At 42.1% G+C, this 24952-nt stretch carries 21 protein-coding genes; 4 read left to right on the top strand and 17 right to left on the bottom strand.

Annotated features, from left to right (window positions below; translation table 11 throughout):
- Position 1: 1 nt before the first annotated feature.
- From glyA to PCY71_RS01535, 5 genes are read right to left on the bottom strand one after another with little or no spacing between them, the layout of a single operon-like run.
- Complete coding sequence (glyA, locus tag PCY71_RS01555) at positions 2–1264, bottom strand: serine hydroxymethyltransferase (protein WP_048773432.1); 1263 nt, start codon at positions 1262–1264, stop codon at positions 2–4.
- 46 nt (positions 1265–1310) lie between these two features.
- Positions 1311–1901, bottom strand: coding sequence for an L-threonylcarbamoyladenylate synthase (locus tag PCY71_RS01550; RefSeq protein ID WP_048773430.1), 591 nt, complete (start codon positions 1899–1901; stop codon positions 1311–1313).
- A complete protein-coding gene (gene prmC / locus PCY71_RS01545; RefSeq protein WP_048773428.1) occupies positions 1894–2724 on the bottom strand; it encodes a peptide chain release factor N(5)-glutamine methyltransferase in 831 nt (276 codons plus the stop codon). The genes PCY71_RS01550 and prmC overlap by 8 nt, the downstream gene beginning before the upstream one ends.
- Positions 2724–3803 (bottom strand): peptide chain release factor 1, encoded by a 1080-nt coding sequence (prfA, locus tag PCY71_RS01540; RefSeq protein ID WP_048773426.1) that lies wholly within the window; start codon positions 3801–3803, stop codon positions 2724–2726. Before prfA ends, prmC begins: the two co-directional genes overlap by 1 nt.
- 36 nt (positions 3804–3839) lie before the next feature.
- Positions 3840–4412: a thymidine kinase gene (locus PCY71_RS01535; RefSeq protein WP_048773425.1), complete on the bottom strand. Its 573-nt coding sequence runs from the start codon at positions 4410–4412 to the stop codon at positions 3840–3842.
- 105 nt (positions 4413–4517) lie between these two features.
- On the opposite strand from PCY71_RS01535, the gene PCY71_RS01530 reads away from it, so the two are divergent.
- The gene (locus PCY71_RS01530; protein WP_223310287.1) at positions 4518–4718 is read left to right on the top strand and encodes a 4-oxalocrotonate tautomerase; all 201 of its coding nucleotides are present in this window, start codon (positions 4518–4520) and stop codon (positions 4716–4718) included.
- A 47-nt stretch (positions 4719–4765) separates the two neighbouring features.
- On the opposite strand, the gene PCY71_RS01525 is transcribed toward PCY71_RS01530, so the two are convergent.
- The 4 genes from PCY71_RS01525 to PCY71_RS01510 are packed head-to-tail and all read right to left on the bottom strand — an operon-like array spanning position 4766 to position 8109.
- Complete coding sequence (locus PCY71_RS01525; RefSeq protein ID WP_048773422.1) at positions 4766–6172, bottom strand: glycoside hydrolase family 1 protein; 1407 nt, start codon at positions 6170–6172, stop codon at positions 4766–4768.
- Positions 6169–7476, bottom strand: coding sequence for a PTS transporter subunit EIIC (locus PCY71_RS01520; RefSeq protein ID WP_002924728.1), 1308 nt, complete (start codon positions 7474–7476; stop codon positions 6169–6171). Before PCY71_RS01520 ends, PCY71_RS01525 begins: the two co-directional genes overlap by 4 nt.
- Positions 7477–7489: 13 nt before the next feature.
- A complete protein-coding gene (locus PCY71_RS01515; RefSeq protein ID WP_048773419.1) occupies positions 7490–7780 on the bottom strand; it encodes a PTS sugar transporter subunit IIB in 291 nt (96 codons plus the stop codon).
- Complete coding sequence (locus PCY71_RS01510; protein WP_002895529.1) at positions 7777–8109, bottom strand: PTS lactose/cellobiose transporter subunit IIA; 333 nt, start codon at positions 8107–8109, stop codon at positions 7777–7779. Before PCY71_RS01510 ends, PCY71_RS01515 begins: the two co-directional genes overlap by 4 nt.
- 372 nt (positions 8110–8481) lie before the next feature.
- Between PCY71_RS01510 and PCY71_RS01505 the strand changes: the two genes are divergently transcribed.
- The 3 genes from PCY71_RS01505 to PCY71_RS01495 all read left to right on the top strand — a co-directional run bounded on the left by PCY71_RS01505 (position 8482) and on the right by PCY71_RS01495 (position 12465).
- The gene (locus PCY71_RS01505) at positions 8482–8919 is read left to right on the top strand and encodes a DUF3284 domain-containing protein (protein ID WP_002909759.1); all 438 of its coding nucleotides are present in this window, start codon (positions 8482–8484) and stop codon (positions 8917–8919) included.
- An 83-nt stretch (positions 8920–9002) separates the two neighbouring features.
- Entirely contained in the window at positions 9003–10964 is a 1962-nt protein-coding gene (locus PCY71_RS01500) for a family 20 glycosylhydrolase (protein WP_002909760.1), read from the top strand.
- A 115-nt stretch (positions 10965–11079) separates the two neighbouring features.
- Positions 11080–12465: an MATE family efflux transporter gene (locus PCY71_RS01495; protein WP_002909761.1), complete on the top strand. Its 1386-nt coding sequence runs from the start codon at positions 11080–11082 to the stop codon at positions 12463–12465.
- Between the two features lie 111 nt (positions 12466–12576).
- Here the strand turns inward: PCY71_RS01495 and PCY71_RS01490 are convergent, their stop codons facing one another.
- From PCY71_RS01490 to PCY71_RS01455, 8 genes are all read right to left on the bottom strand, one after another.
- Complete coding sequence (locus tag PCY71_RS01490) at positions 12577–15177, bottom strand: PRD domain-containing protein (protein ID WP_301412390.1); 2601 nt, start codon at positions 15175–15177, stop codon at positions 12577–12579.
- Positions 15178–15419: 242 nt separating this feature from the next.
- The gene (locus PCY71_RS01485) at positions 15420–16679 is read right to left on the bottom strand and encodes a dihydrolipoamide acetyltransferase family protein (RefSeq protein ID WP_002909764.1); all 1260 of its coding nucleotides are present in this window, start codon (positions 16677–16679) and stop codon (positions 15420–15422) included.
- Between the two features lie 13 nt (positions 16680–16692).
- Positions 16693–17724, bottom strand: a complete 1032-nt coding sequence (locus tag PCY71_RS01480; protein WP_048773417.1) for an alpha-ketoacid dehydrogenase subunit beta — start codon at positions 17722–17724, stop codon at positions 16693–16695.
- An 18-nt stretch (positions 17725–17742) separates the two neighbouring features.
- A complete protein-coding gene (locus tag PCY71_RS01475; protein WP_048773414.1) occupies positions 17743–18816 on the bottom strand; it encodes a thiamine pyrophosphate-dependent dehydrogenase E1 component subunit alpha in 1074 nt (357 codons plus the stop codon).
- A gap of 15 nt (positions 18817–18831) precedes the next feature.
- On the bottom strand, positions 18832–20172 hold the full coding sequence (lpdA, locus tag PCY71_RS01470; RefSeq protein WP_048773413.1) for a dihydrolipoyl dehydrogenase: 1341 nt from the start codon (positions 20170–20172) through the stop codon (positions 18832–18834).
- Between the two features lie 206 nt (positions 20173–20378).
- Positions 20379–22622 (bottom strand): ATP-dependent Clp protease ATP-binding subunit, encoded by a 2244-nt coding sequence (locus tag PCY71_RS01465; protein ID WP_048773412.1) that lies wholly within the window; start codon positions 22620–22622, stop codon positions 20379–20381.
- Positions 22623–22850: 228 nt separating this feature from the next.
- Positions 22851–24194, bottom strand: coding sequence for an MATE family efflux transporter (locus tag PCY71_RS01460; protein ID WP_048773410.1), 1344 nt, complete (start codon positions 24192–24194; stop codon positions 22851–22853).
- Positions 24195–24308: 114 nt separating this feature from the next.
- Positions 24309–24890 carry a xanthine phosphoribosyltransferase gene (locus tag PCY71_RS01455; protein WP_048773408.1) on the bottom strand — a complete coding sequence of 194 codons (582 nt, stop codon included), beginning with the start codon at positions 24888–24890 and terminating at the stop codon, positions 24309–24311.
- Between the last annotated feature and the right edge of the window lie 62 nt (positions 24891–24952).

Below are 24952 nucleotides of genomic sequence, written 5' to 3'. Positions count from 1 at the left end.
CTTAGTTCAAGCCTTCATAGAGTGGAAAAGCGTCCGTTAATTCGCGAACTTCTGCCCGCACCTGATTTAGCACCGCTTCGTTTTCAGCGTTTTCCAGAGCCTTGATAATAAGCTCGGCTACCTTGATACTTTCTGTTACACCAAAGCCTCGAGCTGCAATGGCTGCTGTACCGATACGAATCCCGCTAGTCTTAAATGGTGACAAAGTCTCGTAAGGGATGGAGTTTTTATTAAGCGTGATATTAACCTCATCCAAGAGATTTTGCGCTACTTTCCCATTTTCTACAACTTTAGTGACATCAACCAAGAAAAGATGATTTTCAGTACCGTCAGAAATCACACGGAACTTATCATGCTGACGGAAGACTTGGGCCATAGCTTGGGCATTATCCAAAATCTGCTGGGCATAAACCTTGAAAGCTGGGTCAAGCACTTCTTTAAATGCAACTGCTTTGGCTGCAATGACATGCTCCAATGGTCCGCCTTGAATTCCTGGGAAGATAGCTGAGTTGATCTTCTTAGCCAATTCTTCATCATTTGTCAAAATCAATCCACCGCGAGGTCCGCGCAAGGTCTTGTGGGTCGTTGTCGTTGTGATGTCTGCATAAGGTACAGGGCTTGGGTGGAGACCTGCAGCAACCAAACCAGCGATGTGAGCCATATCAACCATGAGCTTAGCGCCTACCGCATCAGCGATTTCGCGGAATCTTGAAAAGTCGATGATGTGAGAATAGGCTGAAGCTCCCGCCACAATCAGCTTAGGCTGAACCACTTTGGCTTGCTGGAGGATGGCATCAAAGTCCAGTAATTCTGTTTCGGGATCTACGCTATAAGATACAAAATTGTAGGTTTGCCCAGAGAAGCTGACTGATGCACCGTGTGTCAAGTGACCACCTGCAGACAAATCCATACCCATAACTGTATCACCTGGCTCAATCAAAGCCATATAAGCTGCACAATTAGCCTGGCTGCCTGAGTGAGGCTGAACATTAGCAAACTTGGCACCAAAGATTTCCTTGGCGCGTTCAATTGCCAGACCCTCAATCACATCCACTACATCTGTCCCACCATAGTAACGGCGACCTGGGTAACCTTCAGCATACTTATTGGTCAAAATAGAACCTTGAGCAGCCATGACAGCTTTAGAAACGACATTTTCTGAAGCAATCAGCTCAATATTATGCTGCTGACGTTCTTCTTCTTTAGCAACTGCTTCCCAAATCTCTGGGTCAAATGCTTTGTAGTCTTCTTGGTCAAAAATCATAAGGTGTCTCCCTTCTTTTGCGAAAATAGGACCTTAAGTCCTAAAGTTAAAATTTTATATCATTTACTTTGGCGAGAATATCCTCGCGAGTGATTGTCCCTTGGCGTAAAATAAGAGCCTTTTCTCCAGACAAGTCTAGAATAGTTGAATCCTGACCTGTCAAAGCAGCATCATCTTCTACTCCCGAGACCTCCTCTTGAAAATCCATCATAATCCGCTGAAAAGAAGTTCCACTGGCTTTTCCAGAAAGATTGGCGGATGGACCAATCAAAGGACCATACTTTCGAATCAAGTCCAGGGTGGCCGGATGTTTAGGAATTCGAAAGCCCACAGTTTCCATACCTGAGTTTATCCAAGCTGGCACTCGGTCATTGGCTTGGAGGATAATAGTCAGCGGCCCAGGTAGAAAAGTTTGATAGATTTGCTCCAGATAACTGGGCTGGTTCTTGGAAAAAGCATAAATCTCTTCCAAGCTAGCCACATTGAGATTAAGAGCCTTGTCACGGGGTCTTCGTTTTAATTCATATACTCGTTCAACAGCCTCTTCATTCAAAGCCTGAGCAAAGAGGCCATAAACAGTTTCGGTGGGCAGGACAACTGCTCCGCCTGCCGTTAGAATCTTTTCTATCTTATCCATTGTCCATCGCCACCATTCTATCTTTGCCAAATTGATCTTTCAGGACTCGGATTCGTTTTTGCGGGAAGAATTGTCTAAATAAATCCGCGACACCGTCACCCTGCTTGTAACCAATTTCCAGATAGATCTTTCCCTTTTCTGTCAGATAGTCTCCTGCCTGCTCGGCTATTTTCCGATAGACGGCATAGCCATCCTCCTCAGCAAAGAGGGCCATGTGAGGCTCTGAGGTCAGAACATTGAGTCCAACTTCGTCTTTATCTGCTTCTGAAATATAGGGCGGGTTGGAAACGATGATATCAAATTTTCCTTGAATTGCATCCAAGCAATCGGATTGGACAAAAGTAAGGCTAAGATTACAGGACTGAGCGTTTTCTGCTGCCAAGGCAAGAGCATCATCCGAGAGATCAGAAGCAGTAATCTGCCAGTTTGGACGGCTGTTTGCCAGTGCCAGAGCAATGGCTCCGCTACCCGTTCCGATATCCAAGACAGACAGAGAACTTTCGGGATTTTCTGACAAAATCAGCTCCACCAGCTCCTCCGTCTCAGGCCTCGGAATCAACACCCGCTCATCCACCTTGAGAGTCAGGCCGTGAAAATCACTGCTGCCAATGATATACTGAGCTGGCTTGTGAGCAAGCAGGTGCTCTTGAATTGCTTTTAGCTGTTTATGGTCTTCCTGGTTGACTTCTGCCCGAAGTTTGAGAACAAAGTCGGTAAAGGAGAGCCTATTAAGAGCCCTATAAACGAAAGACAGGCTTTCTGCTTCTTCTCCCGCTACTAGCAGCTCTTGCTCTAGCTCAGCCAAATATTGAGCCAATGTCATTACTTATTCAACTCTTCTAGTTTTTGCGTTTGGTCATAGAGAACCAAGGCATCAACGACTTCATCCAGTTTGCCAGCTAAAATCGTGTCCAGTTTTTGCAAGGTCAGTCCGATACGGTGGTCTGTTACTCGGTTTTGCGGGAAATTATAGGTGCGAATCCGCTCTGAGCGATCGCCTGTACCAATCGTGGATTTGCGCTCTGCATCTTGCTCATCTTGAGCGATTTGAGCAAAGTGGTCTGCTACACGAGCTCGGATGATTTTCATAGCCTTATCCCGGTTCTTCTGCTGGGTCCGCTCTTCCTGCATTTCGACCTTGATATTGGTTGGCAGATGGACAATACGAACGGCAGTCGCAACCTTATTGACGTTCTGTCCGCCGGCACCTGATGCGTGGTAGATGTCAACTCGCAGATCTTTAGGATCAATGTCGTATTCTACTTCTTCGATTTCTGGCATAACCAAGACAGTTGCCGTGGAAGTGTGAACACGGCCTTGGCTTTCGGTTACTGGAACCCGCTGTACGCGGTGAGCGCCAGATTCATACTTGAGTTTCGAGTAGACTGACTGGCCTGAGACCATAGCGACCACTTCCTTGATTCCACCTACACCATTGTAAGAAGCTTCCATAACTTCGAAGCGCCAACCTTGGCTTTCAGCATATTTTTGATACATCTGCAAGAGGTCTCCTGCGAACAACTGAGCCTCATCTCCTCCTGCAGCACCGCGGATTTCCAAAATGATGTTCTTATCATCGTTTGGATCTTTAGGTAAAAGAAGGATTTTTAGCTTTTCTTCGTATCCTTCTTTTTCAGCCTTGGCATCCTTGAGTTCCTGCTTAGCCATTTCTTCCAGGTCAGCATCACCAGATGCGTCTTTAATCATTTCTTCAGCGTCTGTGATATTTTGCAGGACTTTTTTATACTCGCGGTAAGCCGTCACTGTATCGCGAGTGCTGGCTTCTTCCTTAGAAAGCTCCATAAAACGCTTGGTATCACTGACCACATCAGGGTCGCTTAAGAGTTCACCAAGTTCTTCGTAGCGATCTTCAACCGCTTGTAACTGTTCATAGATGTTCATAGATTTTTCATCATCTCCTTTATTTCTATCATTGGATTACTTAATATCGGGGTTAAAATAGTGCTTGCGGCAGACTGAGATATAGGTCTCGTGGCCGCCAATTTTAATCTGCTCTCCGTCGTAAACCGGCTTTCCGTTATCAGTCCGTAAAACCATGGTGGCTTTACGAGAACAATATTGGCAAATGGTTTTAATCTCCTCAATCTTGTCAGCCAAGAGCAAGAGGTGCTTGGAGCCTTCGAAGAGTTCATTGCGAAAATCGTTCTTCAGACCAAAAGCCATAACTGGAACATCTAGCTCATCCACCACTCTAGCCAAATCATAGACATGATGGCGTTTCAAGAACTGAGCCTCATCAATCAAAACGCAATAAGGCTTCTCAGTCAGCTGTTGGATATAGCCAAAAATATCCGTCTGATCTTCAATAGCCATAGCATTCCGCTTCATACCGATACGACTAGAAACGACACCAAAGCCGTCGCGGGTATCAACAGCCGAGGTCATGATAACCACGCTCTTGCCTTGTTCTTCATAATTGTGAGCCACTTTCAAAATTTCAATGGTCTTGCCCGAATTCATCGTGCCATATTTATAGTATAACTGAGCCATAATTTAAATCTTTGCTAATTCACTATCTCCATTTTTACTTCACATTATTTTACCATAATTCACTACTCTTTAAAACCTCATTTATGATAAAATAATGATAAAGAAATAAAGGAGGCAGAAAATATGCCATTTGTTAGAATTGATTTGTTTGAAGGACGCACTCTAGAGCAGAAAAAAGCTCTTGCCAAGGAAGTAACTGAAGCCGTTGTCAGAAATACTGGCGCACCTCAGTCTGCTGTCCATGTCATTATTAACGATATGCCAGAAGGAACCTACTTCCCACAAGGTCAAATGCGGGAAAAATAAAAAAGACAAGCCAGCAGTTTGTGAAGATATAAACTGCTGGCTTTTTTCTATGAATGACTCCTACTGTTATCTCTTTTATTCTCAAATTCTTTAATTAATTTTTGATACCAATAAAAACTATCTTTTCGAATCCGCTCTAGACTACCACCTTCTTCCTCATCACGGTCTACATAAACAAATCCATAGCGCTTGCCATAACCGTTTAGCCATGAAAGTAGATCTGTGAAAGACCATGTACAATAGCCGATGACTTGGCAACCATCTTCGATGGCATTTTGTACAGCTGTAATATGATTATCAAGGTATTCAATCCGATATGGGTCGTGGATCTTTCTATCTTCTGTTAAGGTGTCATACTCTCCTAACCCGTTTTCAGTTATCATAATTGGAATATCATATCTGCTGGTAATCCGTCGCAAAGCTATCCGCAAACCAATTGGATCTATTTCCCATCCCCAGCTGGTACGCTCTAAGTGTTCATTTGGCACATGCTTAAACTGGTCCGGCTCTCCAGCCTCAGCATTCGGTACATTAGCAGCAAAAGTATGGGATTGGTAATAGTTGACGCCTATGAAATCTGGACGGCCTGCTTTTAAAATATCTAAATCTCCTTCTCGGATATCTAATTCTATACCGAATTGATTTTTCAAATAAGCTAGAGCTGTCCTTGGATAACGTCCCAATAAATAAGCATCCATCCAATACCAAACATTGACATCCAAAGATTTCTCCATGGCTAGAACATTCTCTGGCTGATTATCCAGAGCATAGAGGACAGGAAAAGCAAAGCTTGGACCGATTTGACCTTTTATTTTCAAATCATGGAATCGTTTGATAATCGTTGCATTAGCCAAGTTGACAATGTGATTTACCTGATGCATTAACTGAATATTTTTGATTCCTGGTGGAAAATGACCATCCCGATAACCTAGTCCAACAAAGACATTTTGTTCATTGAGTCCAATCCAATATTTCACTCGATCTCCAAAGTTTTCAAAGAGAACCTCTGCATAATACAGGAAATCGTCGATTATCTTTCTGGATTCCCAACCGCCGTACTCATCTTGCAGTACTTGAGGCAAATCCCAGTGATAGATTGTAATAATGGGTTCAATATTATATTTGAGAAGTTCATCAATCAGATTTGAATAAAATTCAATCCCTTTTTGATTGACCTCTCCTCGTCCCTCAGGCAAAATACGGGTCCAAGCAATTGAAAAACGATAAGCTTTCAGACCCATTTCTGCCATCAGTTTAACATCTTCTTTATAGTGATGATAATGATCCACTGCCACGTCGCCAGTCGTGTTTTTAAAAGTCCTATTGGGCTGGCGAACAAAGACGTCCCAAATAGACAGACTCTTACCATCTTCATCCCAAGCTCCTTCAACTTGATAGGCAGCTGAAGCCGATCCCCAGAGAAAGTCTCTGGAAAATTTTGTCACATCAATCAAGCTGCTGCACCTCCTTTGGCTTCTATTGCTTCCGCTTCAGCTTCTTGCTTAACCAATTGCTCTTCGTATTTCTTGAAGAATGGATAGTAGATTAACATAGCTGGCAAAATCAAGATATAGTCCCAAACGAAGTTTTGCCAACGAAGGGTTGTCAAGTAGTTGCTGAATCCCATTGGCAACTGTGCACTAACCACTATCCAAGCAGGAATAATAAAGCCTGTTTGGTAAGCAAAATAAGTCAAGATCATCATAATTGGCACATTGAGTACATAAGGGATGCAAAGAATTGGGTTGAACATAATTGGCATACCAAATGTTACCGGCTCATTGATACCAAACCACCCAGGAATGAGCGAAATCTTAGAAACGGCACTAATTTGTTTGGATTTTGAGCGCAAGCCCATCAGGACCAGGGCCCAGGTATTTCCTGTACCACCAACTAAAGCCATGGAAGTGTAGAGTAAGACTGGGAAGAATTGCATTGGCTGACCGTTCGCATGAAGAGCAGCATTGGTCGTTGCCGCTTGAATCCCAAGTGGAGAAATGATTGGAATAATGATGAGGGTACCATGAATACCGAAGCACCAAAGAACCAGCGCTAACATACAAAGCATCACAATCCCTGGTACAGATGATACAGCGCCAAGCGGTGCACGCAAGAGAGCCATAAAACCAGACGGAACGTTGTAAGCTCCTGCTGTCAAAGCACCAATACCAACATTCAGTAAGAGAAAGAGAGTAATGGAGAAAAATACTGGCAAAATAGAACCAAAACTATCTTGAAGAAATTGTGGCACTACATCTGGCATCTTAATTTTAATATCTTTTTCATAGCAGAATTTTTCAATCTGTACGACTACAAAGACAATGAAGAAGCTGATGAACATACCTTGTGACCCAAGATAGTCTAACTGTAGTCCGGAGAATTTTTCAGTATCAACAAAAGCTCCTGCTACCAGCATGAAAGTAACTGCTGTATCAACCGCAGCCATAATAGGAGATTTCAATTTCAAATTCTTAGCATAATGATAAGCAAAGAAGATAGCAACCCAGATAGAGATAAAATCCATTGAATAACGGAAAGGCAAGGTCAATGTATTATACACTGCATCCCCTGTTTTGAACCAACCTAGAGCTGTTTCATTTCCAATTGCAGCTAAGACTTGAAATAAGGAACCCACGGTAATCAATCCCAAGAGAGATCCTAATCCAGCTTGTAAAGACTGTATAAACACATTGTTGGCCAGTTTATAACCAATTTCCTGAAGTTTGGTCATAAATTTACTGTTAAAGAATTTTTCCATTAGAAAAACCTCCTTAAGATATTGCTTTAATTAATTGAAAGATATTCTTACAATCTCCCATTGCATAATCCATGGCTGGAATGGTGGCAACAGGTTTTGATACTGTCTCTTTGACCGAATCAAGTTTATAAGAGACCTGAGGGCCTAATAAAATCACATCATAATCCTGAGCATAATCTTGATAGTCCATCAATCCGACAGCTTTGATATTGAGGTCAATACCTTGGTCATTTGCATATTGCTCCATTTTTTTCATCAGGATGCTCGTGGACATACCAGCCGCACATATTAATAAGATTTTCATTGTCTTTCTCCTTCTCGATTGGAATACAGCTCAATCATCTCAGTGATAAGGTCAATGGCCAAGAGACTCGTCATAAAATGGTCTTGTGCATGAACAAGCAGTATACTCAACTGATGACCGTTTCCTTGTGCTTCTTCCTGCAATAAATCTGTTTGGGAATGATGGGCTTTTAAAATAACACTATTTGCCTCATCCATTAATTCCTTAGCTGCATCAAATTCTGCTAGTTTTGCTTTTTTAAGTGCTTCAAAAGCTAAGGATCGGGCTGCACCAGAATTGGCAATTAAGGACATGGCAATAATCTCCGCTGAACTATTCCATTCTTCCATACAAACTCCTCCTTTCAATTTGACTTCTTACCCAAAGTTTACTATAGCTCTATTCTACTGTCAAAAGCGTTTATATTTTCTTAATATACAGTTTTCTAGCTTAGTGTATCCATTTTCAAATGCCATTCATACTCAATTTATTATAAAAAATTTAAAGCAATAGTTTCTTACGTGCTTTAACTCTAGTACTCTGCTATTTTTAAATAGTTCCTTTAATATATTTTAGAACCTATCGTAAAATTAGTGTATAAAAATTAATCGTTTTTTATGATAATGTATAACACAAAGCTAAAGAGTATAAAAATTCATTAAAATCCGTCTCTTTTTCCTCAGGGGGTTACTTTCCACAAGGGCTTATTATATACTTAATTTATGAAGATTATTAGAGAACTCCAAGTCACTTCAGATGAATTTTATGACTTCTTGGAAAGCGAGTTTCTGAATCAAATCAATCAAACTGACAATCAAACAAAAAAGATAGATAGGTTAAAGAAAGGACTTCGTTACTCAAAATTGTCAGACAATGTCTATACCAAGACTGATTATGAGATTCTGGACTATCGTCGCCATGAAACCTACGTCATTCAAATCTCGTCCCACAGTGAAAAAACGATTACTTCCTACAAGACCAAGCCTTGCTCAAAAGGGCTTGAGGTTAAGCTAGAACAAGAACAAAATAAATTGACAAAAAATTCAAAAAGCAAGCTCATCAAGTGGATGGGAGAGCTTCTCTACTTTGGTCGCCTTTCGGAAAATCTTTATAAGATTCAAGGGGAAATTGAGAAGGCTAGAAAAGTGAAAACTCAGTAACAAGCAAATCCGATCCATACCTTCTTTTCTGCGCCCAGATTTTTTATGACTCGCAGATATTCAGATAGTTCAAGGAGTAGATTATGAAACAAGGCATCACACCTCAATATTGGAAACAAGAAAACAACGGTCGCTATTTCACTAAAGAAACTCAAATATTCAGCCCTCTGCCTATTTTGACCGACACTTTACTGGCTCATCCAAGAGAAAGAAATCATAAACAGCTGGCTTTCCCTGCCATTCATTTCATAGAAGGGATTTCCCGAGAAGTCGGGCAAGAGGTCATGCAGTCCTTTTCACTTCCCTATCCATCCAATACTGAAGCGCACATCGTAAAGATTACTGAAGACGGTATTTTCGTTTATGCCTTGTCCCAACGCGGCTTATTTTATGGGGCAATTTCGATTATCCAAATGTTGCAGGATGGCTACTTGCCTTATGGCTTGGCCTACGACGAACCTGTCTGTTCCGAGCGTGGCCTCAAAGTCTTTTTACCGTCTCGTAAGAATATGGATTTCTTCAAGCAATTTGTGGATATGCTTGCTTTCTTCAAGTACAATACCCTCATGATTGAAATCGGCGGTGCTATGGAATATAAAAAACACCCTGAAATTAATCAGGAGTGGATTAAATATTGTGCTGATATGGCTGAATATTCTGGAAAGACCAAAGAAATCCAAGACTATACCTTCCCTTGGTACAAGAATGCCATTCACATGGAAAATGGTGACGGGGATTTTCTAAGTCAAAATGATGTGAAAGATCTGGTCCTCTACTGTAAGGAACGATTTTTTGAAGTGATTCCTGAAGTTCCCTCTCTTGGCCACTGTGACTACCTGATGCTTGGCCACCCAGAAATTGCAGAAATCCCTGAAGATCCTTATCCAGACACTTACTGCCCATCAAATCCTGCCTCTTATGAACTCCTCTTTGATGTTCTGGATGAAATCATTGAGGTCTTTGAACCTGAAGTTATCAATATCGGGCATGATGAATACTATTCAATTGCAATGTGTGAGCGTTGCAAAGGGAAAGCTGGAGCTGATATCTTTGCAGAGGACATTATCAAGATTTATGACCACCTCAAGCAGAAAAATGTCCGAACCATGATTTGGGGAGACAAGTTACTGAAAAACGCTATCGTTCCTGATGCAGGGCCTTTTGGTGGAGCAGAAATCATCATGTATACCCCCCAGTTCAAAAAAGATACAGGCAAAAAAGTTGGCATCATGCCGGCAACCTGGCAGTCCATTCACCAGATTCCCAAAGATGTCGAAATTCTCCATTGGCTCTGGAGTTTGGATGAAAAACTGGAAGATGAAGTCTTGGAAGAAGGTTTTAACATCCGTTATGGTAATTTTGAAGGCTATCTCTTTCCACATTGGGCTGAGCATTTGAAAAAGCGAAGCAAGGGAGCTATCATCTCCAACTGGAGCACCTTAAATGAAGTAATTCTGCAGAGAAATGTCATTTTCTTCGGCTTAGCCTATGCTTACGAGATGTTTTGGAATCATGACTATCGTGATGAAGACTATGCGACAATCCGTGATAAAACCTTATCATATCTCTTCCATTACCACTATCCTGATCTTCAAAACCACTCGCGCAGCCTTGAAGCACTGGCGCATCCCAGCTGGATTGAAATTGGCTATGCTACTGACTATTTTGTGGAATACCAATGGTTTGTGGACGGTGTCTTCCCCGAAATGGAAACCTATCAAATCGGCAATATCCTTCTAACCTATACCGATCAGACAGAGGTTGCTGTCCCCATTATCTTTGGAGAAAACATTGGCAAAACAAGTGTTGACTGGGATCGGACTACCAATACCAACCCTTTACCTGGTGAACCTATCTATAAAGTAGATGAGCAATTATTTGAAGTCTCGCTTAGCACCAAACCTTATCAAAAAGAGCAGCAAACTTTCTTCGCATTTCCTATTCAAAACCCTTATCCTGAAAAGGAATTGAAGAATGTAGAGGTTCAAACAGAAGCTGACAAAGATTGTCAAATTTTTGTTGATCAAATTGCCTATTATCACTAAACTTGAGGCTTATTTCAAGCTATCAGGTAGAAATAGCGAAATTTATGAGGAATCAGAATCATCCAATTCAAAAAAAGCAGAAACTTTCTAGATATCAGGTTACTAGACATACTGATTGCTTATCCTATTTGAAACGAAAGGAGGTGGGAGAGTGAGTGAAAAGAAAACATTTCTGAAACAATTCTTACGTCTCAGTCTACCGTTTTCTCTTCAATTTCTACTGGCTAGCGCTGTCAATCTAGCTGATGTTGTCATGATTGGACAGCTAGGGGAAAAACAAATCGCAGCTGCTGGTGCTGCCAACCAGATTTTCTTTCTCTTGACTATTGTACAGTTTGGTATCGGTAGCGGAGCTTCTGTCTTCATGGCTCAATACTGGGGAGCCCAGCGAATTGCTGATATGAGAAAAACCTTGGGATTAGTCTATATGCTGAGCGGACTCATCTCCGTTTCCTTTACCTTAGTCGCTTTACTCTTTCCCAAGCAACTGATTGGCTTTTATATCCATGATACCGAAGCTATTCAGTTGGGCGCCCAGTACCTATCTATCGTCTCCTGGACCTACCTGATGACAGCTATCACAACCTCATTAGCCACCATGTGTCGCTGTAGTAACGAAGTTTTCTTACCAACTCTTGCAAGTCTCCTATCCATGGCGACCAATATCATTGGCAATGCCGTCCTTATTTTTGGACTGATTGGATTTCCTAAACTTGGACTGGTTGGGGCTGCTATTGCTACCTTTATTGCTCGATTGCTGGAGCTTTGCTGGTTAGTCTTTGGTGTCTATCGAACAAGGATGGCTGGAGCCGCTAGCATAGCTGAACTCTTTGCCTTCCACAAAGACTTTGTTTATCAATTTTTGAAAAAAACCTTACCAGTCGTCTTCAATGAAGGCGCTTGGTCGCTCGGAACATCGATTGGCTTGGCCATTATCGGATTATTAGGTACTGAAGTGGTGGCCTCCACTCAGATTGCTAGCGCCATTGCCCAAATTGGATTTGTCTTTGTACGCGGTGCGGGAAATGCCGTAGCTGTTATGCTAGGCAATACTATCGGAGAGAATCAAATAGAAAAAGCCTTACAAGATGCCAAGCGCTTCTTACTTCTATTACCTCTCATCGGACTCATCGTCAGCGTCCTACTCATCTGGGCCATGCCTTTAGCCCTGAAACTCTACAACTTAAGCAATCAGACAGAGCAGCTAACCATCTTGATGGTTCAGTTAAATGCCCTGTTGTTTATCCCAAAAGCTTTTAGTGTTGTTTTAATCGTTGGGATTTTACGTAGCGGAGGCGATACCAACTATGCTTGCCTGCTAGATATTTTACCTGTTTGGCTCTTCAGCATTCCACTTGGCTATGTCCTAGTTAGCCTGCAGGCTCCCATTTGGCTAATCTTTCTTGTGATAAATGGCGAAGATATTCTCAAACCAATCTGGGGCATCCCTCGTGTCTTCTCAGGAAAATGGCTGCATAATCTTGTGCAAGAGCACATGTAAAAAAGCATCTAAATCACAACATTACCACAGAAATCGGAAATGTAAATTCCGACTAAAAAGGTAATGAGAGTTAGGTGCTTTTTTATTGGTTTGCGACTCCAACTTACAATTTTATAATTTGCGCAACATCTGAATTAAAACACTGACCTCTGCGTCATCTATAAGAATCTTAAAGTTTCGCTCCACTGTTCGGATGATTTTCCTAACATGCTTATAGTCGTCAGGGAATTTCTCGATAACACCAGCAATTTCTTTACTGCTCTTCTTCAAGCATTCTCCTGAAAGGGTTCGCTCCACTAGACACGAAATATGAACAAACAAACCTATTGTTTGCTCCTCTGTAAGCTGATAATAAAAATCAAATTCATCTAAAATAGCAGGAAGAATCTTTTTAATCTTAGCTAAGGAAGTATAGACAAATTGCTCTTCTAAAAATTGGTAAACTTTCTCATAATCGTAGCTATTGACAGAGGTCGGTAAAAACATCAATAATTTATCTAGGTGCTCCTTGGGCTGCTCAAAAACATCTTTAATAGAAATAAAAGGGATGCCCATAATTTGAGGGTCGAAAGTTCCAACAAAAGCATGGACTTGATAGGTCTTTCTTAAAGCCATCACTTCCTCAATCAACATCTCCTTATTGGCAACTGACAAAGCAATGACACGGTAACCAAGCTTTGAATACTGATCAAGATAGTGCTTGAGCTGAAGAGAACCGCCCTCGCTAGTATAACAGAGTGTAATGATGATTTTTTCCTGGTCCCTATTTTTATACAGCTGATTCATTTCCATATGAAAAGCATGAAAGACACTGTCAATATCATTTTCTATCAAACAGCGCCGTGCAATCCCCATGCCAATCATAGTAATGGGAATTTCAAATTCTCTGATCTTAATCAGAGTTTCTTCTCGAATTTTATCCAGCATTTCTTTAATTGATCCCATATCATAGATGACGATGACACCTAAACCTTGGTCTAGCCCCTCAATTCTCTCTTTTAATTTTCGATAGCTTTCCTCTAGAGATTCTTCTAATAGAATATCAAAGCCATACACTTGGTTATTTTTAGTCAGCATTTTGGTTGACTCAGCCAAGGACTTGGCAACCCCTTTACCATGCAGGACGTAGAGCAAGATAGGTCGTAGACTATCTTGTTTCTTTTCGGATTCAATAATAAACATGGTTAGGATGACGATTTCATCTATTGGAACAGCTAGTTGAAATCTTGTTTCTAGTTGTCTGGCAAATTTAGAACATTGTGCATACTCAATTGGATAATCCCGAATCACTTTCACAATAGCATCATTATCCAACTGCCGATTCAACGAGCCTTTCTGCTTAATCATCGCATTGACATGAAGGCTGATGCCATAATATGCCGTCGAATTAAGCTCTAGATTGAGTTCTTTTTGAACAGATAGAACAAAGGCTTGTACCAACTGAATCACTTCAGCAGAAACAATCGTCTCAAGCTGATTAAGATTTTCCAACTCATCTTCTTTCTCGACAAAAGGTTTGTATTCAATATAGCTTTGAATATAGTTTCTCACTGCCTCAAAAACATCATCCTGCTCAATGCCTCTTTCTGATAACTGAGTATATTCTGATTTAATTTTGTTATATAAATCATCCGACTCTTGCTCTGAAAAATCCAGCAATCCCAACTCCTTATCATAAATTAGCACCTTACGTTTTCCAATCAATTCATCGATTTTAACTACATTATGACTTCCTAAATGACGAATCCCTTGATAAGGAATGGGTAAATCGTCATTACTGAGTGTTAAATCTTTTAGCTCTGACCTCAGGCTTCTTACAAAAGCATTGGCACAAGCTGTTCGAACTGCATATTCTAATTCTTTTATATTGCTAATATTCGCTGATAGGATGAAGGAATGAATGACATCACGCGGCACTTGAATATCATGCGCAGAATTCTTTGATTCGATAGCTAAAAAGTAATTTAGTAACTCTAGCTTTTCACTAATCGGTCTATTCGGATAAGAAGGCAGCTGGATTACAACAGGAAGTTTATTGGATAAATGTTCAGATAGCTTAGCATTACTTCCGATAATTACCAAACCTTTCTTCTGACGTCTCTTTTGTTCTCCTTCTCTGTGATTCAGCCAGGAAATCAATCTATTTTGATCCGCCGAAGATAGAACTTGTATGTTATCTATAAATAAAATTCCTTCTGCCACTTTCTCAAATACAGACTTCGTCGCTTCTGAGCCAAATAACAACTTCAGCAAATCATCCAGAACATCAATATAGTCTAAGCAGTTAATTTTTTCAAACAACTGAGGCTTACTAATCGCTTGATTTTGAATGGCAAACTCCATCATTTTATTCACGAAGTGAGTTCTACCAGCACCGACCTCGGATAAAATAAGTACAGGAAGGGCATAATTGGGGTATAAAATAGCTGCCTGTGCTAACTGGATGGCTGTTCGCAAGCTGCCATTTTCACCTATAATGCTTGGAAAATCCAAAGGATTTTCTACAAATACCTCTTTTAATTGGTATTGAACTGGCCGTGTATTTCCTTTAACGAGTATCCCTTCTTTTACCAATTGATTCAAAATAGTGCTCACATTTGAGCGTTGCATTCCTAAAGCAGCTGCAATCACTTTTGTTTCAAGACCTTGCTTATTATTCTTTAGAAATTCTTGCTCTAGATATTCTAAGACTAGTGTTTTGGCAACCTTCATATTCTACCTCACTGATATTTTTCTCCCATTATCGTCATTCAATTTATCTTATACTGCAGCTTGATTCACCTACTTAGAGCCTTAGAACTTACTCCCTATCATCCTATCATTTCCTTATCTAAACATTATAAATTGAAGCAAGAGAATGATAGAATACATAAAAGCCAACTGTTAATGAGTGATATAAACAGCTGGCCTTTTTGTTTATCATTCAGGAATGAAATTCTTTATTCATTCTTTTATCAGAAAACCAAGTCGTAAGGAGATTCCAACTTGTCCGCTAGACTAGCCAAGAATTCCGCTGCAGGCTGACCATCTACGACTTGATGGTCGAAAGTCAAGCTGAGCGGCAGGAATTTCTGCTCGTAGACCTGTCCTTGGCTGTCAAGAGCCAGCGCCGTTTGCAGGGCACCAACTCCTAAAATGGCCACTTCTGGAGTATTTAGGATAGGAGTGAAATATTCAACCCCTGCTGCCCCGAGATTGGTAATACTGAAGGTTGAACCTGAGTAAAGAGCAGGATCTAAAGTTCCTTTACGAGCTTGATTGGCTTCCGTTTTGATAGCTAAGCCCAAGTCAGCCAGCGTTAGCTTATCCACGTGACGAATGACCGGAACCACCAAACCATCACTTAGTGCCGTCGCGATACCAATATGAATATCTTCTACTTCCTGATATTGACCATTGAAATACCAGGCGTTGAGCTGAGGGTGATCTTTCAACGCCTTGGCAACAGCCTTTGTAAGCAGGGTCGTGATGCTGATTTCGCCATTTTCTAGTGGAGAAGCGACCTTATCCTTCATATCCTGTCTAAAGGCTATCAGCCGACTGATATCCACCTTACGATGCAAGGTGACCTGAGCAGATGCTTGCAGACTGGTCATCATCCGCTCTGCAATAGTCTTACGCATACCTGTCAATCCTGCACCGTAGTCAGCCTGACTAGCCGGCTGAAGGATCGCAGAGCTATTTTCAGGTGTTTGGTTTGGAAGCGCCTCTGGTTTATAGTTTTCCACATCCCGTCGGGTAATGCGGCCCTTGCCTCCCGTTCCTGAAATCATGGAAATATCATATCCTTTTTCCTTAGCAATCTTGCGGGCCAGCGGTGTGATGAAAATACGTCCCTGTTCACTTTTTCCAACAGGGCTGGAACTTGCTGCCACAGTTTTTTCAGCTAGCTCTGGCTCTGAATCAACTGCTCCCTTATCACTTTCTGATTTATTCGCAGAGACTTCTTCCGTCTCCATACCTGGAATAGATTCTCCTGCTTCACCAATCCATGCAATTACTTTCTTGCACGGGACAGTATCGCCTGCCTGACTGATAATTTTTAAAATCACTCCTGCACTTGGCGCCTCTACATCGCTGGTCAATTTTTCAGAACTGATTTCCAAGACAGGCTGACCAGCAGCTACGGTGTCGCCTTCCTTGACCAGCCAGTTATTTATCAGACCTTCGGTCATTGTTAAGCCTAGCTTAGGCATTACAATTTCTGTAGCCATACTTGCCTCCCTTCTATTTCTTCAGATCGTCAATCAATTCTGCAGCAACAGTCAGAACCTTATCAGCATTAGGGATATAGAGCTGTTCCAAATTCACCGCAAATGGTACTGGCACATTTGGCGCGCAGACGCATTTCACTGGACCGTCCAGATAGTCAAAGCATTTGTCTGTCACTGATGTTGCGATATCCGTCGCTGTGTTATTGTGAGGGTTTGATTCATCAACGATAATCAGCCGTCCAGTTTTCTTAACTGATTCAAAGACAGTCTCCTCATCCCAAGGAGCTACCGTTCTCAAGTCAATGACTTCAACCGAAATACCATCTTTTTCCAAGCGATCCGCTACTTCATAAGCTACATAAAGCATTTTACCGATAGTAACGATAGTGAGGTCTGTTCCTTCACGGCGGACAGCAGCCTTTCCAATTGGAACTGTATAATATTCTTCTGGTACCTCTCCCTTGATACCATAGAGAGTCTTATCTTCTGAATAAATCACGATATTGTCGTCTTCAATGGAAGCTAACAGTAACCCTTTAGCATCATACGGAGTTGCTGGAACAACTACCTTTATGCCAGGTATAGATCCAAAGAGACCGTAATATGAACCCGAGTGCTGAGCTGCAGCCGAAGCTCCTGCCCCATGCATGGTCCGCATTGTCATCGGAACCTTGGCCTTACCGCCAAACATATAGCGCATTTTTGAGCCTTGCCCCAGAATGGCGTCAAAGCAGAAACCGATAAAGTCATTGAACATCAGCTCCGGTACTGGACGCAAGCCAGTCAGAGCCATTCCAACAGAAGCTGACACGTATCCGTGCTCTGAAATCGGAGTATCAATCACCCGCTCTCGGCCATATTTTGGCATGAGTCCCTTGGTCACACCCATTACACCGCCCCAAGCATCTTCGTTTTCTTCTTCCAAGTGCTTGATTGTTACACCGCCAGCAATATCTTCTCCCAGAAGGATTACGGTGTCATCTTTTGCCATTGCCTGATCCAGCGCTTCATTGATTGCTTTCATAAATAACAGTTGTCTAGCCATTTGATCAACCTCCTTCTATCAATCAGCAAATACATCTTCCAGCAGAGAGTCGGGACGAGGAATAGGACTGTCTTGAGCAAATTTGATAGCTTCTTCCACATCCTTTCGAGACTCTTCTAAGATGGCATCAAGTTCATCTTCAGTCAAGAGGCCATGCTCGATAGCGTAGTCACGGAAGACGTCCAGAGCATCCACATCAGCCCAGTCTTTTTCTTCACCTTCCAAAGCCTTATACTTCTGCTCATCCCCTTCAAAGTGACCATGATCGCGATATGTTACAGCTTCAATTAAGGTAGGTCCTTCACCTCTACGAGCCCGCTCTACAGCTTCCTTGGCTACTTGGTAGACAGCGAATAAATCCTTACCATTAACCCGAACGCCGGGCATATTATAAGCAGCCGCTCTCTCAGCAATGGTGCCAGACGCTGAAGAATACCATTGCGGTGTCGATTCTGCAAAGAAGTTGTTTTCATTGACAAAGATAACCGGCAGTTTCCAAATTGCTGCCATGTTGAGACATTCGTGGAAATTTCCTTCATTGGCTGCACCATCACCGAAGAAGCAGACAGCTACACTGTCTGTTTTCAAGTACTTGTTACGCATAGCAGCACCAGTTGCTAGACCAAAGCCTCCACCAACCATACCATTGGCACCGAGGATTCCCTTGTCCAAGTCAGCGATGTGCATAGATCCGCCTTTTCCTTTTCCAAGTCCAGTCTCCTTGCCAAAAATTTCTGCCATCATTCCCTTTAAATCACCGCCCTTAGCAACACAGTGACCGTGTCCTCGGTGAGTACTGGTAATATAGTCCTGGTCTGTCAGATTGGCACAGACACCCGTAGCGATCGCTTCCTCTCCAGCATAAAGGTGAACAAAGCCAGGAATCTGTCCTGCAGCAAAGAAACGCCGTGTATTTTCCTCAAAATTTCGGATATCCCACATGGTTTTATACATGGTTTTGGCTTTTTCTTTGGAAATCTGCTCCACCTCAACTTCGGTAGCATCATGGACTTTTAAATCGACTAGCTCTGATACAGCCCCTTGGCTTCTTGTTTTGGTCAATCGTTGTGGTAAATCTTTATAATTTGACATATTTTTACCTCCTCATTAATCGTCCTGAACGAGTCTTTTAGCGACTTCTTGTATTAGTTCTGATGTAGTCGGATGAGCAAAAACTGTTTCAAGAACTTGATCCAGCGTTGCTTCGGCCTGCCTCAGCAAAATCAAATTCTGCAGAAGATCTGTACCGTTCGGACCGACGATGACTGCACCTAGCAGAAGATGGTATTGCTTTTCTGAGATTAGCTTGACATAGCCCTCCGTCTCACCTATTGCGATAGCCCGCCCATTATAAGAGAAAGGCAGCTTCTCGACCAGAACATCATAGCCGGCCTGCTCAGCCTCTTCCTTGCTGAGACCAAAAGAAGCTACTTCAGGATTGGTGTAGAGTGAACGGGGAACACCCAGCGGATCAACTGCTTCTTCAGCTCTCCGGCAGATAGCTCTTACAGCCTTTATTCCTTCTGCACTAGCTACGTGAGCCAGCATATAAGATTCCAAGAGATCACCGATAGCATAAACATGCTCTTTGGATGTTTCGTAGTATTGATCTACCTTGACAAAATTCCGATCTGTCAAGGCTAATCCCATATCCTTTGCTAGCTCTAGATTTGGTTTGCGGCCAGTAGCGACCAAAAGATGGTCGAAAGCAACCTGCTCGTTCTCAAGTAAGACAGAATTAGAAGTTACTTCCTTTATCTGCGCTCCCTGATAAATCATCACCCCCATTTTCTTTAATTTCTTTTGAATCACATGTCGCGCTTCTGCTTCTTCAGTCAAAAGGATTTCCGGCGCAACCTCAATAACAGTGACAGCAACACCCAGAGGAGCCATAGCAAAAGCTAGCTCAATTGCGATAACGCCACCTCCGATAATGACCAACTTCTCAGGAAGCTCCCTCAAGTCAAAAAACGTATCCGTCGTTAGATAGTCAACCTGTTCCAATCCCTTGATAGGAGGCACAAAAGGATAACTGCCAGTAGCCAAAATCACATCTTTGCCACTAATTTCTTTACCATTGACGGAGAAAGTTCGGTCTTTGACAAACTTGGCCTGCCCTTGGATATATTCAATACCTAAAGACTTAAAGCTAGCATGAATTCCAGATTGCAAACTGGCAACAACCTGATTCTTTCGGTCTACCAATTTCTCAAAATCAATCCTTTCAAGCTTGCTCTCAATGCCATAACGCCTAGCCTCCTCCATTGTCAGCAACCAATGACCGTGCTGGAGATAAGCCTTAGACGGTATACATCCCACATTCAGGCAGGTTCCGCCGATAGACTTCTTTTCTACCACGGCCACATTTTTTCCCAAACGAGCTGCTTCTTCAGCAGCCACATAACCGCCCGGTCCAGCACCGATAATCAAAACATCATAAACAGACAAAACAGGCCTCCTTTCATAAAATGCAAAGGGTGCTCCAACAATCAAAATGATTGCTGTCGGCTATAGATACAAAAAGTATCTCATTATTTTACGTATTTCTAAGACTCATTTCAAAATCTCAGGATAGAGTCTGCTCAGAAGCCATGAACCTCCTTTCATCATTTTCTTTGCCTACAAATAGTAAGCGCTTACTTTTTGAAAGAATCTTATACCAAATAATTAAAATCCAGTTGCCTATCCTTCAAACTGACTTGAACTGTCATTTCAGTTGTTTCCTTATTTTCGACCAAATAACGAGCCAAAGGCGTTTCTAGATAGCGCATAATGCTTCTTTGAATAGGACGAGCACCAAACTCTGGTTGGTAGCCTTTCTGGGCTAAAAAAGCATAAACTCCTTCGCTCAGATGAAGCTGAATCTTCTGATGTTTCAACCTTTCCTGAAGTTGCTGGACCATAATTTTTACGATATTGATCATATCTTCTGCCCTTAGAGGGTTGAAAATAACCGTGTCGTCAATCCGATTTAAAAACTCTGGCCTAAAGCTATGTTGCAGCAAGGACAGAACTTCTTCCTGCGTTTCAGCAGTCAGTCCCTGTTCATTTTTGAGACTTTCCAAAATCTGCTGGGAGCCAATATTGCTTGTCATAATCAAAATAGTATTTTTAAAGTCAATAGTACGGCCTTTTGAGTCTGTCAAGCGTCCTTCGTCCAAGACTTGCAGCAGAGTATTGAATACATCCGGATGGGCTTTCTCAATCTCATCCAGCAAGACAATCGAATAAAGCCTCCTACGAACAGCTTCTGTCAGCTGTCCTCCCTCTTCAAATCCGACGTAACCTGGCGGCGGACCAACTAAACGAGCTACGGCATGTTTTTCCATGTACTCAGACATATCCAGCCGGACCATTTCCAGCTCATTACCAAACAGCCGCTCAGCAAGGGATTTTGCCAGAGCAGTCTTCCCGACTCCAGTCGGCCCCAGAAAGAGAAAGGACCCAATAGGACGCTTTGGATTTTGAATTCCTGCTCTCGAGCGCAAAATCGCCTCCGAAACCTTTTGAACAGCTTGGTCTTGCCCTACAATTCTCTGGCGCAGGAGCTTGTCTAGATTTAGAAGGTGTTCGCGCTCATTGTCCATGATTCCCTGCACTTTGATTCCCGTTATACGCTCTACGATACTAGCTATATCTTCACGACTGACGTCTGGTCGTTCAGTTTGCGCTTGACCTAGGTGGATTTTCTTAACAGCACACGCCTCATCAATCAAGTCCAGTGCCTTATCAGGCAAATAACGATCTGACAGATAACGAATTGAAAGACTGATTGCTGCCTGCAAGGCTTCGTCCGTTAGCCTAACTCCGTGAAAGTCCTGATAATGCTCCCGCAGTCCTTGCAGAATTGTCAATGCCTCATCTTGATCGGACTCCTCAATGCGAATCCGCTGGAAACGCCCTTCCAAAGCTTGATCCAGCTCGAAACTTTCTCGATAAGCAACAAAAGTCGTTGTGCCAATGATATTAATCTGTCCCTGAGCCAAGAGTGGCTTTAAAAGATTGCCTGCATCAAGAGAACCCTCTGTCCGTCCTGCCGTCACGATTTGGTGGATATCCTCAATATAAAGAATAATCTTCCCCTTAGCAGCCAGCACCTCATCCAAAACAGCCTTGAAGCGCTCTTCAAACTCTCCTCTATATTTAGTTCCAGCAATCAATCCGCCTAGATTTAACTTAAAAACTTCCTTGCCCAATAAATGTTCTGGAACATCATCTGCAAGTAATCTTCTAACAAACCCCTCTATCACTTTGGATTTTCCAACACCTGGAAAGCCTAGGAGAATGGCATTGCTTTTCTCTTTCCTACACAGCACACGGATAATATCGTCAATTTCGTCATTTCGACCAATTACCTGTCTATCGGTCTGGTCAGCCAGCCATTGATTAAAGTTAGTCGCATATTTGCTCAGGGCTTGATAGCGACTCTCCTGACTTGGAGAGATTGCTCGTTTGCCTTGGCGAACCTTATTCAACTTTTTCGCAACTAGCTCCTTATCAATTCCTGCCTGCTTCAAAAAGACAGTTATCGGATTTCTCTGCTGATGAAATAGACTGAGAATCAGGTGCTCTACTGTTACCACCTCGTCCCTCAGTTCCGCCCTTTCAGCCTCTGTATCATCCAAAAGATTCTTGAGACGTTGACTATACTGACGTCCGTAGCGGTTCGTATCCGTATGTGAAAATACAGGAATCTTGGCTAGTTCCTGATTGATGACACTGATAAATTCATTAATATCAAGGTCCAGACCAGCATAGAATTCCAAAGCAAAAGCCTGAGGCTGGGTCAGCACTGTCCAGACATGCGGAATGTCGACTTGATAATTGTGTTTTTGAATAGCTAATTCCTTTGCAGCATTTAATACTTCTTGCAAAAGATTGGTATAGTGTTCGGTCATATAGTTTCCTCGCTTTTCTACTGAAAACCAAAGTCAACTGCAAACAATATTTTAAAAATTAACCTATTTTAACAAAAACTTAACTTGATAATCTTATGTTTATTATATCATTTTCACAATCAATATACTAGAAAAAATGTAAGCGTTTTTCATGTTTTAATCTAATTTTAACAAAAGATTGTGAAAAAAAGAGCACTAATTTATCCTAAAGGGACAAACCAACACTCTTTAATTTGTAATATTTTTAGCCAAACGATTAAGCCGCCACTGAAAGAGAATGCCGCTCGTCACCAAGCTGGCAATGAGACCAATCCAATATCCATAAGGGCCTAAACTAGTATAGTAATCTAAGAAGAGTCCCAGGGGCAGCGAAACTCCCCAATAAGCAATCAAGCCCAAGAAAAATGGCACCTGAGTATCCTTGTAGCCCCGAAGAATGCCCTGCAAAGGAGCCGCAAAAGTATCTGCTAATTGGAAAAAGAGGCTGTAGGTCAGAAAAACAGATGTCATACGGATAAACTCGGTATCCGACCCATAGAGAGCAGCCACACGGTCGCGTAAGATATAGAGAAAGAGAAAGGTAAATCCAGCAATTCCCAAGGCCGTCAGCCGCCCGAGTTTACAGAATTTCTTAACATCGTCAGGACGATTAGCTCCAATTTCATAAGAAACAATGATGGACATTGAGGTTGAAATACTCATAGGAAAGGCATACATTAAGTTTGAAAAATTCATGGCCGCCTGATGGCTGGCAATGATTAGTGACGAAAACTTAGCCATGACCAGGCCAACAACTGAGAAAATTATGACTTCAGCAAAAAAAGTTCCGCCGATAGGCAGTCCAAGTCGAATGCCTTCGATTAAGCCTTTTTTGTCTAGCGGTCGAATCTTCCATAGCTCATAGGCTCGAACTTTTGGATGTTTGACTGCTACTAACAAGGATATGAGGAGCAAAACCCAATAAGCCAAAGAAGTCCCAAGTCCGGCTCCGGCTCCGCCCATTTCCGGAAAACCAAATGCACCGTAGATTAGGGCATAATTAAAAGAACCGTTCAAGGGCAAGAGTAAGAGCATGAGATACATGGAAAGCTTGGTCAACCCTAGAGCATCAAACAGAGAACGGATAGTGCTAAAGAGCAAAAGAGGGATAATACCAAGCGCCAGATACCAAAGATAGTTTTTTGCCACTTCTTCTACCAAAGGCTCTAGGCCAAGGTGAGACAAAACTAGAGGAGCGCCCACAAATACCAAGGCAAATAAAATTAGCGATAGCCCCAAAGAAAGATAAATAAACTGATAAAAATCAGAAGCAATCTTTTCTTTTTTCCCTTGTCCTAAATGATGCCCGATTATGGGTACCAAGGCCGAAACAATCCCTATCAGCAGGTCGAAAAATGGAATCCAAAGACTAGTTGCCATAGAAACACCAGCTAGATGCAGAGTGTCATACTGACCTGTCATGGTCGTATCGACAAATGAGGCTGAAAAATTGGCCAGTTGGTAGATCAAAATTGGCAAAAAAATAGAAATAAAGAGCCGCATCCGCTGCTGTAAATTATGAGTTTGGTGCATAGAAATCCCTCAAAAACTTTTTCTACCCAAGTAAAATCAATGAGCTTAGATTTTAGAATATCAACTATCTTTACTATACTATAAGCCAGACAGATAGTCAAAAGGAAAAGGAAATCATATATCTGCCTCAGCAAAGACAATCTGCCCCTTCTCAAATCCTGCGATACGCGCCAAAGAAAGGACACGATAGCCATCAGTTTCCAAAAATTGACGGCCATCCTGAAATGATTTTTCAATGACAATGCCAACCGCTTCAACCTGGGCTCCTACTTGCTCGATAATGGTAATCAAGCCCTTGGCTGCCTGACCATTAGCCAAAAAATCGTCGATAATCAGCACCTTATCATCAGAGTTGAGAAATTTCCCAGCAATCGAAACGGTCGAAGTCACTTGCTTGGTAAAAGAATAAACTTCGGCCGTCAATATCCCTTCTGTCATTGTGATGTTTTTGGCCTTCTTAGCGAAAATCATTGGTAGACCCAGTGCCTCTGCTACGTAAACAGCCGGAGCAATACCAGAAGCCTCAATAGTTACTACCTTGGTAATTCCTGCATCCTTTACTGCCTCCGCAAAGACCTGGCCAATCTCTTTCATCAATGAAAAATCAACCTGATGGGTCAGGAAAGAGTCAACTTTCAAGATATTTTCACCTAAGACTTGTCCATCTCTGAGAATTCGTTCTTCTAATGTTTTCATTTGTACTCCATTTCATAAGCTATCTTGACTCTAGTAAAAAAAGCACAGATATCCGTGCTTTT

The sequence above is a fragment of the Streptococcus sp. SN3 genome (genome assembly GCF_030439905.1).
This window is presented reverse-complemented; position numbering and strand designations above follow the sequence as displayed.